The sequence below is a fragment of the Pseudomonas sp. ICMP 561 genome, from assembly GCF_002699985.1.
Lineage (GTDB): Bacteria > Pseudomonadota > Gammaproteobacteria > Pseudomonadales > Pseudomonadaceae > Aquipseudomonas > Aquipseudomonas quasicaspiana.
Genome location: NZ_LKBT01000006.1, coordinates 12,741 through 25,723, shown reverse-complemented (window position 1 = coordinate 25,723; position 12,983 = coordinate 12,741). Strand labels below are relative to the sequence as shown.

The window sequence follows — 12,983 nt, the reverse complement described above, 5'->3', positions numbered from 1 at the left end:
TAGACGCGTTCCACGTGTTACTCGCCCGATGCGGCCGGTTCGCCACCGGCACGTTTGCGTTTGGCGCCACTGCTGCGGCGACGTTTGCGCGGGGCACCCGCTTCGGGCTTGCTGCCGAGCTCGCTGATCATCGTGCGACGTTCGCTGTCGTTGGCGTCCTGGTAATCAGTCCACCATTCGCCCAGGCCATCGGTTTCTTCGCCCGCGCTTTCACGCAGGAGCAGGAAGTCGTAACCGGCCCGGAAGCGTGGATTGTCGAGCAACAGGTCGGCGCGCTTGCCGGAGCGGCGCGGCAGACGTTCCTGCATGTCCCAGATTTCCCGAATCGGCATGGTGAAGCGCTTCGGAATCGCAATACGCTGGCACTGCTCGATGATCAGCTCGTTGGCCGCTTCCTGCATGGCAGGGATCGGCGGCATGCCGCGTTCCTGCAGGCGCAGCACTTTGGCTGGCAGCGCAGGCCACAGCAAGGCTGCGAACAAGAATGCCGGCGTTACCGGCTTGTTCTGCTTGATACGCAGGTCAGTGTTGCGCAACGCCTGGCTGATCAGCGTGTGGGTGTAGGTCGGACGGTATTCCAGAGACTGGGAGCTGGCCGGGAACAACGGGTCGAACAGTTCCAGGTCCACCAGCATTTCGAAGGTGGGTTCGGCGTAGCCGGACAGGAACAGTTTGAGCACTTCTTCGAATAGACGTGCCGACGGAATATCACGCAGCATCGGTGCCAGCGGACGAATCGGCGTGGCGCTGTGCTTCTCGATGCCGAAGTCCAGCTTGGCGGCGAAACGCACGGCGCGCAGCATGCGGACCGGGTCTTCCTTGTAACGCTGCTCCGGATCGCCAATCAGGCGGATCAGGCGATTGCGAATGTCGTGCACGCCGTTGGCGTAATCGAGGATGCGCTCGCTGACCGGGTCGTAATACAGGGCGTTGATCGTGAAATCGCGGCGCTGGGCATCGTCTTCAAGGGTGCCGTAAACGTTGTCACGCAGAATCCGGCCGCTTTCGTTACGCGAAGACTGGTTGCTGTCCTCTTCTTCATCATCTTGGGGATGATTGGCGCGGAACGTCGCCACCTCGATGATTTCACGACCGAAGTGGATGTGAACCAGCTTGAAACGACGGCCGATGATACGGGCGTTACGGAACTCAGCACGGACCTGCTCCGGCGTGGCGCTGGTGGCGACGTCGAAATCCTTTGGCGTGATGTTCAGCATCAGGTCGCGAACGCAGCCGCCGACGAGATAAGCCTGATAGCCCGCATTTTGCAGACGCTCAACGATATTCACCGCATAACGGCTGAATTGGCCGCGTTGCAGCGAGTGTTGGCTGCTGTTGAGCACTTCAGGCGTGCTGCGGATATGTTGCTGCGGTTTACGCAGTGGAGTACGAAATGACTGGAACAGCTTCTTCAGCATGGGATGCACTGTTTGAAGGAATATTCGGCCATAAATGAGGAATGACCGCATGATGGGCGGGGATTCTAGCATTTAGTCAGGGGATGGTGTAGGAAGCTGCGCGATCAGCAAACAGAACCCGTAGGACCGGCTTTAGCCGGGAGAGGGCCCAGTCGCCACAAATTCGTCGTCTGAAATAACGCTCTCCCGGCTAAAGCCGGTCCTACGGGAGATACATTGATTTCAGAGGGGGGGCGAGCAGGGATAAATCGCAGAAGCTACTGGGGGAGCCGAAGCTCCCCCAAAGTGTGTGCTCTTATTTTTATTTTGTCTGTGGGCTTCTTGTTTTTGTTGAGTGCCCATTCACGAGACTTTCATCTGTGAAACCTCCCAATCGGGAGTCAAGAGCAAACGGATTGCTTTGGTCGCTGTGTTGCAATGATCATTCGATCCAACCAGTTCAGGCGCTACCTAAGGGTAGTTTTTGTTGTTCTCAGCCTGGTTGCGGGGCAAGCCCCAAATACAACGCCTCTCCAAAAGAATCAGTTAGCTGCGCCTCCGCCGTGTTGTTCTTGTTATGCGTGAGTCGATTCGTATTGTTTTTATTATGGTGTTTAGCACTGCGTGTTTTTGTTGTTCTTGTACTGGATATATAGCAGGACCTGTGCCAACTTTTGAAAACCCTTTAAAAACGGGGGCTGCAGAGGTTTTACTGTTTTGCCGACACAAAAAAGCCGGGGTTTTCGTTACCGTAAACCCCGGCTTTTGTTACGTGCATCGTGTGAAGGTAACAGTTTCTGGCCTGACCGGAAGGCGCAGGCCAGAGCCTTGTGGTCAGGTTTCGCTGGCAACGCCCTTGCGGCGAGGAATGCCCAAGCGCTGACGGCGTTCCCACAGGCATTTACGACTCACGCCCAGCTTGCGCGCCAGCTCGGTCTCGGTCATGTGGTCCTGATGCTCAAGAACGAAGTGCTGGAAGTAATCTTCCAGAGACAGGTCTTCTGTGGGCTCATGGCTGGTGGAGCTGGACGAGCCTTGCTGCGGGGCGAGGCCGATGAAGTCGTCGTCCAGATCGCTCAACTCGATGTCGATGCCCAGCAATTCGGCAGAGATTTCCGGGCTTTCACACAGAATGACCGCTCGCTCCACGGCGTTTTCAAGCTCACGCACGTTACCGGGCCAGGTGTACTGGCGAATGGCGAGCTCTGCGTCGGGGGCGAATCGCAGGTCGTTACGACCGGCTTTCAGGCTTTGACGGGTCAGGAAGGCACGGGCGATATCCAGTACGTCGTTACCGCGCTCGCGCAATGCCGGGAGCTTCAAGGCAATGACATGCAGGCGGTAATAAAGGTCTTCGCGGAACTGGCCGACTTTGGCCAGGCTTTTCAGGTCCCGGTGGGTTGCCGCGATCAGGCGGACATCCACTTTCTGTGATTGCACGGAGCCCACGCGACGAATTTCGCCTTCCTGCAGCACGCGCAACAGACGCGCTTGGGCTTCCAGCGGCAGTTCGCCGATTTCGTCGAGGAACAGTGTGCCGCCATCGGCCGCTTCCACAAGTCCGGCACGACCGGCGCTTGCGCCAGTGAACGCGCCTTTTTCGTGGCCGAACAGTTCGGACTCGATCAGGGTTTCCGGAATCGCCGCGCAGTTGACCGAAATCATCGGTGCCTTGGCGCGACGCGACAGGTTGTGCAGGGCACGCGCCACCAACTCTTTACCCGTTCCTGATTCACCCTGAATCAGCACGTTCGAATCGGTAGGGGCGACCTTACGAATTTTGCTGTAGAGATCCTGCATCGGGCCGCAGGAGCCGATGATGCCGATTTCGCCGTTGCTGTTATCCGCGCCCGCTTTATCCGGGCTTGCCGCTTTGGCCGCGGTGCGATCAGCCTGGATGCTTTGCACGGTCTGGCGATCACGCAGGATGCGCGCAACCGCTTGGAGCATTTCGTCGTGATCGAACGGCTTGGCGATGTAATCGACAGCGCCCATTTTCATGGAGTCGACAGCCGAGCGCAGGCTCGCATAGCTGGTCATGATCAGCACCGGTTTGCCCTCGCCAAGCTTTATCAGCTCAGTACCGGGAGCCCCGGGCAAGCGCAAATCGCTGACGATCAGATCGAACGAGGGAATGCTGAAACGTTCCTGGGCTTCCTGCACCGAACCTGCTTCGCTGACCTGATACTGGTTACGTTCCAGCAGGCGACGCAGGGCGGAGCGGATGATGGTTTCGTCTTCGACGATCAGAATATGGGGCATTTATTCAATTCTCTCGACGGGCTCAGTTCACGGCGGACGTCGCTTCGACATGGCGCGGAAGTGTTACCCGAATACGGGTACCGCGCTCGTGCTCGGTATCAACCGGGCTGTCGATGGTGATCTGTCCATAATGCTCTTCAACGATGGAATAGACCAGCGCGAGGCCCAGTCCGGTCCCTTCACCCGGGTCCTTGGTGGTGAAGAACGGTTCAAACAATCGATCCATGATTGCCTTGGGAATTCCACTGCCTTCGTCTTCTACGATCAGATCGACAGTGTGTTCGGATGCTTCGCTCCTGACCCTGACTGCGCTGCCTGCCGGCGAGGCGTCACGGGCGTTGGAGAGCAGGTTGATCAGTACCTGAGCAAGCCGTTGCGGGTCGCCATCGACCCAGTGCTCGGGGTTGCACAGATTATAGAACTGGACTTCGAAATTACGTCGGTTCAGGGCAAGCAAACCAATAGCGTCCTGCGCCACTTCAGCCAGACAGACAGCTTCGTCCGAGTGCTGATGGCTGCCTGCGTGGGCAAAGCTCATGAGCGATTGCACGATGCGTGAAACGCGTTTGGTCTGTTCGAGAATCTGGCTGCTGATTTCCTTCAACTCGCCATCTTCTTCGCGCTCTTCGCGCAGGTTCTGCGCCAGGCAGGCAATGCCGGTGATCGGGTTGCCTATTTCGTGAGCCACACCGGCGGCCAGGCGACCGATGCTCGCAAGGCGTTCGGAATGCACCAGCTTGTCTTCGAGCATCTGCGTTTCAGTCAGGTCCTCAACCAGCAACACCAGCCCGCTGTTACCCGGTGCCAATGGTTCGTCGATCGCAGCTTTGTGCAGGTTCAGCCAGCGGATCTGGCCATCCAGTGGCAGGCGTTGTTTGTGCAAGTGTTCGTCGGGCAAATTAATGAAGCCGCTCAATAATTCTTTCCAGGGTTCACCGATGGTCTCGAGCCGAGAGCCAACGACGCGCTTGGCAGCAATCCCGGTAAGTTCTTCCATGGCCTTGTTCCACATCAGGATCTCCTGATCCTTGGCCAGCGAGCACACACCCATCGGCAATTCCTGAAGCGTTTGCCGGTGATAGCGGCGCAGGGCATCCAGTTCGGCTGCCAGACCGGTGAGGCGCGAGTGGTAATCCTCAAGCCGGCTTTCAATAAAGTGAATGTCTTCGGTGACATAGTTTTCGCCGCTGGACTTATAGGGCAGGAATGTTTCAACCATGTCCTGCGCCACGCTGGGGCCCATCAAGCCGGAAAGATTGGCCTCGATTCTGTCCCTTAAACGTCGCAAGGCGTAAGGCCGACGTTCGTCGAATGGCAGGTAGAGATCGCGCAGGGCCTGTTCGACTTCCTTCTGGGCGGCTTTCGCGCCCAAGGGTTTGGCCAGTTGCGTGGCGAATTCCTGAGGGGATACGGCGTGGAGCTCGCGGCGCTGCGGGCGACGAACGTTGTCCACCGCACAGGCCTCGGCAGCACTGGCTTCTTCGGGGCTCGGGTTGCTGAACAGTGAGATCAGAGTGAACACCAGGACGTTGGCGGCCAGCGAAGCAATGGCCGCCATGTGCCAGCTGGTGTCGTCCAGTACGTAAATCATGTTCAGCAGCGGAATGTAGAAGCCCCGGAAGTCACCAATCAGTGGCAACAACATGCTGACGATCCAGACGCTGATACCCGCCAGCAATCCGGCAATGAACCCTCTGCGATTGGCGGCGGGCCAATACAGCACGGACAGCACGCCCGGCAGGAATTGCAGAGTCGCGACGAAAGCAACGATGCCCAGATTGGCCAGATCCTGTTGCGCGCCCAGCAGCAGATAGAAGCCGTAACCGGCCATTATGATCGCCACAATCAGCGCGCGGCGGGTCCACTTCAGCCAGCGATAGATATTGCCTTCGGCTGGCGGTTGATAAAGCGGCAGCACCAGGTGGTTCAGCGCCATGCCGGACAGCGCCAGTGTCGTCACGATGATCAAACCGCTGGCGGCAGACAAACCACCGACATAGGCCAGCAACGCCAGTGACTTGCTGTTGACCGCGATGCCAATGCCCAGGGTGAAGAACTCGGGGCTGGTGGTAGCGCCCAGTTTGAGCCCCGCCCACAGAATCAGCGGCACCGCCAGGCTCATCAACAACAGAAACAGCGGCAGGCCCCAGCTGGCGCTGACCAGTGCGCGCGGGTTGAGGTTCTCGGTAAAGGTCATGTGGTACATGTGCGGCATGACGATGGCCGAGGCGAAGAACACCAGCAGCAGCGTGCGCCACGGACCTTCCTGCAAAGGCGTGTGCAAGGCGGCTAGGGCGGTCTGGTTCTGCAGCAGCCACAGCTCAAGTTGCTGCGGACCGTCGAACACGCCATACAGGGCATATAGACCGATACTGCCAATGGCCACGAGTTTGATCACCGACTCGAAGGCAATCGCGAATACCAGACCCTCATGTTTTTCGCGGGTGGCGATATGACGCGAACCGAAGAAAATCGTGAACAGGGTAATCAGCGCACAAAACGCGATAGCGACGCGATCCTGCACGGGCTCGCGGGTCAGGATGCCAATCGAGTCGGCCACCGCCTGGATTTGCAGCGCCAGGAGCGGTAGCACCCCAATCAACATGAAGATCGTGGTCAGCGCGCCCGCCCAAGTGCTGCGGAAGCGGAACGCGAACAGATCCGCCAGAGACGACAGTTGATAGGTGCGGGTGATGCGCAGGATCGGATAGAGCAGAACGGGCGCCAGCAGAAAGGCGCCGGATACACCGAGATAACTGGAAAGGAAGCCATAACCGTACTGGTACGCCAGGCCGACCGTGCCGTAGAAGGCCCAAGCGCTGGCGTAAACACCCAGAGACAAGGTGTAGGTCAGCGGGTGACGGATGATCCAGCGCGGGATGACGCCGCGTTCGCTGATCCACGCGACGCCAAACAGCACAAGCAGATAAGCGGCGCTGACCAGAATCATCTGGGTCAGGCTAAAGCTCATCGGCATCTTTTTGACTCTGCAGAATGAAGGTCACCACGATCAGGATCAGCCATAGCAGGTAAGGCCGATACCACGCGCCGGTGGCGTCGATCCACCAATCCATGATGGCCGGCGAAAACAGATAAATGCCGACTACCAGCAACAGGACCAAGCGGTAAATATACATTTGGCCTCCTTCACGATTCATTCGCGTTGCGGCAGTTGAGGAGCGGCATGGTAACGGATGGCGGGCAACCTGCAAGTGTCGCGTAAGCTGCCATCCATGCCAGTTTGCGGCGAGCGCTCTATCTCAGTCTATCCGGGCTTCTTCAAGGTTCCGTACGCGCGGAATGGCGGAAACGTTCCAGCGCTCGATTGCCCATTTCAGAACCTCCTGGGGCGTGCCGTAAGCGAGCGCCGATTCTGGTTCCTGGCCGAGTGCGCGCAAGGCTCGCAACAACAGTGGAATTGCCTGATCGGCCTCCAGTGGCGGCGAGCGGTAGCTTTTCCCCAGCTTGTTACCGTCGGGCTGGGTGATGAGCGGCACATGCAGATAACGCGGCTGTGGTGCGCCGAGCAATTCCTGGAGGTACAGCTGGCGCGGCGTGGAGTCGAGCAGGTCGGCACCGCGGACAATATCGGTCACACCCTGCAGGGCGTCGTCGATGACGACCGCCAGTTGATACGCGTAAAACCCGTCGCGACGACGGATCACAAAGTCACCCACTTCACGGCCAAGGTGTTGCTGAAACGAGCCTTGAACACGATCTTCAAACCGGTACAGCAGTTCGGGTACGCGAATACGAATGGCTGCGTTATCAGGCGAGTGCCCGGCATTTCTGCAGGTACCCGGGTAAACACCCTGAAAGGGTTCAAGCTGTTTGCGCGAGCAGGTACAAGCGTAGGCAAGACCGTGGCTGAACCAGCGATTGATGATTTCCTGATAGGCATCGTGGCGATGACTTTGGGTAACCAGTTGTCCATCCCATTCAAAGCCATAGCGTTCGAGCGTTTCAATAATTGCCCGTTGTGCGCCCGCGACTTCCCGCGGTGGATCGAGGTCTTCCATGCGCATCAACCACTGCCCACCCACTGAGCGCGCGTCAAGATAAGACGCCAGCGCCGCGACCAGTGAGCCGAAGTGCAGATAACCGCTGGGCGTTGGCGCAAAGCGCCCGATGTAGGAGGGGGATTTCATGGGGCGGATGTTACTGGAGATTGGGGTTTGCTTCGAGACTGAAAAGACGCCAAACCTCAGGAGACTTTATATATGCCTGCGTCCGTTCACCTGTTGGAGCGAGGCTTGCCCGCGAATCAGGCGCTGCGGTGTATCAGCTTTACCGAGTAATCGTTCTTCGCGGGCAAGCCTCGCTCCAACAGAAGAGCGCAACCCCAGAGGGTGAGCATTCCAATTCAATCGATGTGGTGGGGGGATTGGTTGAGCTCAAAAACAACAAAGGACGCCGGAGCGTCCTTTGTGTATGCAAGGTTGCGGGTCGTGTTACTTGCCGACCTGCTTTTCCTTGATTTCTGCCAATGTCTTGCAGTCGACGCACTGGTCGGCTGTCGGACGGGCTTCGAGGCGGCGGATGCCGATCTCTACGCCGCAGGACTCGCACCAGCCGTATTCTTCGTCTTCGATCAGTTGCAGCGTCTTGTCGATCTTTTTGATCAGTTTGCGTTCGCGATCACGAGCACGCAGTTCAAGGCTGAACTCTTCTTCCTGGCTGGCACGGTCGGCCGGATCAGGAAAGTTCGCAGCTTCGTCCTTCATGTGAGTCATGGTGCGATCAACTTCCTTCATCAACTGCTGTTTCCAGTTGGTGAGGATTTTTGTGAAGTGTTCGCGCATGGGCTTGCCCATGTACTCCTCACCCTTACTGCTTTCGTAAGGCTTGAAGTCACCGTCCAGCTGGTTGGTCTGCTGCTTTTCTTGGGTGGGCATGAATGGACCGCCTCTCACTCTTTAATCCATTGCGCAGGAAAATATCCATCACCGGCACCTGCCGGCCCTGCGGCTGCAAGCGGGCGAACTTACCAGATCGAATCGGAGCGCGCTACTCCCGGTTGTCGAGCGTGCATTCGAGCTGGGCGGTGAATGGCCGTTGCTACAGACGCAAGGCTGATTAAAACGTTCAACGCCTTGAGAGGATCACACTCTTTTCAATGGCTTATTGCTCACCATCCACTGTTTTTCGGGGTTTATTAACTTTCCTGTAGGGGCGGGTGCTTGGGTAGAATCGCTCATCACTTTTCGCATGCCTGACAGGCATCCGACCTCGATCAGATTTAAAGGAAGGTCAATGGCTCAGCCCTACAGTGCGCGCAGTCGCGCCATCGAACCCTTTCATGTCATGGCGCTGCTGGCGCGTGCCAACGAGCTGCAGGCCGCCGGGCATGACGTGATTCATCTGGAGATTGGCGAGCCCGATTTCACGACGGCCGAGCCCATTATTGCGGCTGGACAGGCTGCGTTGGCGGCCGGTAAAACCCGTTACACCGCAGCTCGCGGCCTGCCTGAATTGCGCGAAGCCATTGCCGGGTTTTATGCCCAGCGTTATGGCGTGAACGTCGACCCCGGCCGGATTCTGGTCACGCCTGGCGGCTCCGGCGCGCTGCTGCTGGCCAGCAGTTTGCTGGTCGACCCCGGTAAGCACTGGCTGCTGGCAGACCCTGGTTACCCGTGTAACCGGCATTTTCTGCGCCTTGTTGAAGGCGCGGCGCAATTGGTGCCGGTCGGTCCTCAGGAGCGTTATCAACTCACCCCGGATCTGGTGGCAAGGCATTGGGATAAAGACAGTGTCGGCGCGCTGGTCGCATCGCCTGCAAACCCGACGGGTACATTGTTGAGTCGCGATGAATTGGCTGGGCTTTCCTCGGCGCTCAAGGTGCGGAACGGTCATCTGGTAGTGGACGAGATTTACCACGGCCTGACGTACGGCACCGATGCAGCCAGCGTGCTGGAAGTCGACGATGATGCATTCGTGTTGAATAGTTTTTCGAAATATTTCGGCATGACCGGTTGGCGTCTTGGGTGGCTGGTCGCGCCTCACGATGCGGTCGCTGATCTGGAAAAGCTGGCTCAGAATCTTTACATCAGTGCGCCAAGCATGGCGCAGTACGCGGCACTCGCCTGCTTCGAGCCGCAGACGCTGGAAATCCTTGAGCAGCGCCGTGCCGAGTTCGGCTTGCGCCGGGATTATCTGTTACCAGCTTTGCGCGAGTTGGGCTTCGGTATCGCGGTTGAGCCAGAAGGCGCGTTCTATTTGTATGCCGACATCACCGCGTTCGGGGGCGATGCCTACTCGTTTTGCCAGCACTTCCTTGAAACCGAGCACGTTGCAATCACGCCGGGACTGGACTTCGGGCGCTTCCAGGCGGGGCACCATGTGCGCTTCGCCTACACCCAGAGCCTGCCGCGTTTGCAGGAGGCGGTTGAGCGAATTGCTCGCGGGCTAAGGAGCTGGCAAGGCTGATGCGTTTTTCTCCGAATCTTGAACAAGGTGTGTTGTTGGTGCGCTACAAGCGCTTTCTCGCGGACATTCAAACCGACAGCGGTGAGTTGCTGACCATCCATTGCCCTAATACCGGCTCGATGTTCAATTGCATGATGCCGGGCGGGCGTGTGTGGTTCAGCCGCTCCAATGACCCTAAGCGCAAGTTGCCGGGCACCTGGGAAATCAGCGAAACCCCACAGGGACGTCTGGCGTGCGTCAACACCGGACGTGCCAACGCCCTGGTGGAAGAAGCGTTACGCGCCGGGGTGATCACCGAGTTGAACGGCTTTACCGCTCTCAAGCGCGAAGTGGCCTATGGTCAGGAAAAAAGCCGGGTGGATTTCCGGCTGGATTACCCGCAGGGTCCAGCCTACGTCGAGGTCAAAAGTGTCACCCTGGGTTTTGATGGCTCAGCGGTGGCCGCGTTTCCGGATGCGGTCACCCAGCGTGGCGCACGACACTTGCGGGAGTTGGCGAACCTGGCGCGCGAGGGTGTACGTGCCGTGTTGTTGTATTGCGTGAACCTGACCGACATCGAGGCCGTGCGGCCTGCCGAGGAAGTTGACCCAGGCTACGCCGCTGCATTGCGCGAGGCAGTCGCGGCGGGCGTTGAAGTTTTGGCGTATGGCGTGCAGTTGACGCCCGAAGAAATCTTCATTGATCGGCCATTGCAGCTTCGCTGGGCAAAAGAGCCTGATCAGTTGCCGCCGGGTATGTCGATCCAGATGCCTTGATGGTCTTCGTGGCTGGTAATTCCGGTCAGAGATCTTCCTTCACAGGGGCCTGCGACGCATTCGCCGCTTTCAATCAGGAACAAGGCTCCATGAGTGGCGCAGTGAATCAGGCTGGCGCTTGGGTCCAGAAACTGGTCCGGCTGCCATTCCAGCGGTATGCCACGATGCGGGCAGCGGTTGTCATAGACGAACACCTGCCCGTTACGCCTTGTGGCAAACAGCTTGCGACCATTGATTTCAAACCCGCGGCTTTGGGCTTCCGGCAGTTGATCTCCGGTGCAGAGCAATTTCACCTGGGCCTCCGTTGGGGCTCGTGACGTTGTTTCTCAAGCGGCAAATTGTGGCAGTTCTTTTCGGGGTTGGGGATATCTTTAGATGCGGCGGACGCTGTGGGAGATCTATGTTTGTCTTCAAGCTTGATCTTGTAGGACTTGCTTTAGCCGGGAGAGCGGTATTTCTGACGAAGAAAATTTAGCGAATGTACCGACGCCCTCCCGGCTAAAGCCGGTCCTACGGGATTGTGGAACCTGGGAGCGGTGCTTGGTCTGGGCGGCATTCCGACGATACGGTTGGACGCGTCTAAAGTGAATTGCGTCCAGCCTTATCGCGATCAACCCGGCTCCCACAGGGTGCTGCATTTCAATCCAGACTCCTGATGCCGCATACCAAACTCAGACACCGACTTTTACTTCGGAAATTTCCTGTAATCACGTAGTACTCCTCTCTCTCTGCCTTGTCGGGCACCTGCATGCCCCTCGCTCCTATATGTTCTCGCTTTCATTTTGAAGCGTTCGAGGACGGCACATGAGCATGGACATCTCCACTGAAGATGAGCAATTGGCACGCCAGGCGATCAGCCTGTTTGATTTGATGGCGCTGGATGTTGACGACACCGAGTCGCGCATCGTTGGCTTGTGTCATCGGGCGATGACACCGTTGGGGCCGATCGCGGCAATTTGTGTGTATCCGCGATTCGTGTTGCTGGCTCGCACGACCCTGGATCGACTTCAGCACCGCGATATTCGCGTAGTCGCCGTGGTCAATTTCCCCTACGGTTCTGCGAATGAAGAAGCTGTGATGTCGGAAACGCGCGCCGCAGTCATGTCCGGGGCCGACGAGATCGACCTGGTTTATCCGTTCCGCACGCTGCTGTCAGGCGATCAGCAGACCGGGGCAAATATGGTTGCTTCATGTCGTGCAGCGTGCGGGCCGGACATGGTGCTCACAGTGACTCTGGAAGTTGGCGATCTGCGCGATCCGCAGATCATTCGTGACGCCTGTCTGGCGGCAATCATTGCGGGTGCCAACTTTATCAAGACCAGCACCGGCAAGCTGGTGACGCCTCCGACTATACAGGCTGTGCGAGTCATGCTTGAAAGTCTGGTAGAGGTCGGTGGGCAGGTAGGGCTCAAGTTCTGTGGCGGCTTGCGGACCCTCGATGACGCCAGACAATTTATCGAAATGGCTCGCGCGCGCTTCGGTCCGCAGTGGGTCAGTGATGAACGCGTCAGGCTGGTGGGGTCGAGCCTGCTGGACGACATCCTGTCAAAGCTCGGGGTTGCTGAACCGGGTTCGCGTGGTGACGGCTACTAATAAACGGTTTGCTTTTTTTGCCCGTCGAGAAGAAATCGCGGGCAAAAAAAGACCCGGCAAAAAGCCGGGTCAAAAACCGTGATTAGCCTGATGAGGAGATAATCTGAAAGTCCGAACCAAGGTCTTTCAGTTATCGGCCAGTCTCGCGACCGGTTGTGATAATCATATCGATTCTCATTTGCAAGTCAATGACTTCTTTTCATCTATTTTCTGAGCGGGCTCAATCAGCCCCTTTCCAAGACCTCTGCGGTGGTTGACCTGTCTGTTCAAAGCGTCCTTGCGATCTATGGGCAGGTCAATCCAATGAATATCCATCAAAGCTGCCTCAATCGCATACAACAACACTTTGGTTGCTCGAAATCCCCGCTTTCGAACTGCCTGATAAGCATCTACAGCGCCCATACGACGTAAATCAGAAGCACTGTGTATGCCCACGGCGTGCAACCATTGGGCTGAAGTCTTGCCGACGTTTTTCAGGTGTTGCAGTTCATCGTTCATCATGCCTCCGTGCGATGCTGAGCTATGACTGTGGGTGAAAACCTGGCAAGTC

11 protein-coding genes are annotated in these 12,983 nt (G+C 57.7%); 3 read left to right on the top strand and 8 right to left on the bottom strand.

The features are described 5' to 3' along the window. Positions 1–17: 17 nt before the first annotated feature. The 6 genes from AO242_RS06325 to dksA form a co-directional block, all read right to left on the bottom strand. Positions 18–1,418, bottom strand: a complete 1,401-nt coding sequence (locus tag AO242_RS06325; protein WP_099268103.1) for a polynucleotide adenylyltransferase PcnB — start codon at positions 1,416–1,418, stop codon at positions 18–20. Between the two features lie 813 nt (positions 1,419–2,231). After that, complete coding sequence (locus AO242_RS06320) at positions 2,232–3,659, bottom strand: sigma-54-dependent transcriptional regulator (protein ID WP_099268102.1); 1,428 nt, start codon at positions 3,657–3,659, stop codon at positions 2,232–2,234. A 22-nt stretch (positions 3,660–3,681) separates the two neighbouring features. Further along, a complete protein-coding gene (locus tag AO242_RS06315) occupies positions 3,682–6,636 on the bottom strand; it encodes a sensor histidine kinase (protein WP_027900344.1) in 2,955 nt (984 codons plus the stop codon). Further along, complete coding sequence (locus AO242_RS06310; RefSeq protein WP_003176118.1) at positions 6,620–6,796, bottom strand: hypothetical protein; 177 nt, start codon at positions 6,794–6,796, stop codon at positions 6,620–6,622. Before AO242_RS06310 ends, AO242_RS06315 begins: the two co-directional genes overlap by 17 nt. A gap of 123 nt (positions 6,797–6,919) precedes the next feature. Then, on the bottom strand, positions 6,920–7,807 hold the full coding sequence (gene gluQRS, locus AO242_RS06305) for a tRNA glutamyl-Q(34) synthetase GluQRS (RefSeq protein WP_099268101.1): 888 nt from the start codon (positions 7,805–7,807) through the stop codon (positions 6,920–6,922). A gap of 303 nt (positions 7,808–8,110) precedes the next feature. Next, a complete protein-coding gene (gene dksA / locus AO242_RS06295) occupies positions 8,111–8,554 on the bottom strand; it encodes an RNA polymerase-binding protein DksA (RefSeq protein WP_027900346.1) in 444 nt (147 codons plus the stop codon). A gap of 358 nt (positions 8,555–8,912) precedes the next feature. Between dksA and AO242_RS06290 the strand changes: the two genes are divergently transcribed. Both AO242_RS06290 and sfsA read left to right on the top strand, forming a co-directional pair. Continuing rightward, positions 8,913–10,085 carry a pyridoxal phosphate-dependent aminotransferase gene (locus AO242_RS06290; protein ID WP_099268100.1) on the top strand — a complete coding sequence of 391 codons (1,173 nt, stop codon included), beginning with the start codon at positions 8,913–8,915 and terminating at the stop codon, positions 10,083–10,085. Then, positions 10,085–10,840 carry a DNA/RNA nuclease SfsA gene (gene sfsA, locus AO242_RS06285; protein WP_099268099.1) on the top strand — a complete coding sequence of 252 codons (756 nt, stop codon included), beginning with the start codon at positions 10,085–10,087 and terminating at the stop codon, positions 10,838–10,840. Before AO242_RS06290 ends, sfsA begins: the two co-directional genes overlap by 1 nt. Here sfsA and AO242_RS06280 read toward each other — a convergent pair. Then, a complete protein-coding gene (locus AO242_RS06280) occupies positions 10,804–11,133 on the bottom strand; it encodes a Rieske (2Fe-2S) protein (RefSeq protein ID WP_099268098.1) in 330 nt (109 codons plus the stop codon). The genes sfsA and AO242_RS06280 overlap by 37 nt on opposite strands. Positions 11,134–11,644: 511 nt before the next feature. On the opposite strand from AO242_RS06280, the gene deoC reads away from it, so the two are divergent. Next, positions 11,645–12,433 carry a deoxyribose-phosphate aldolase gene (deoC, locus tag AO242_RS06275; protein ID WP_027900350.1) on the top strand — a complete coding sequence of 263 codons (789 nt, stop codon included), beginning with the start codon at positions 11,645–11,647 and terminating at the stop codon, positions 12,431–12,433. Between the two features lie 174 nt (positions 12,434–12,607). On the opposite strand, the gene AO242_RS06270 is transcribed toward deoC, so the two are convergent. Further along, positions 12,608–12,931 (bottom strand): TfoX/Sxy family protein, encoded by a 324-nt coding sequence (locus tag AO242_RS06270; protein ID WP_099268097.1) that lies wholly within the window; start codon positions 12,929–12,931, stop codon positions 12,608–12,610. Positions 12,932–12,983: the final 52 nt, after the last annotated feature.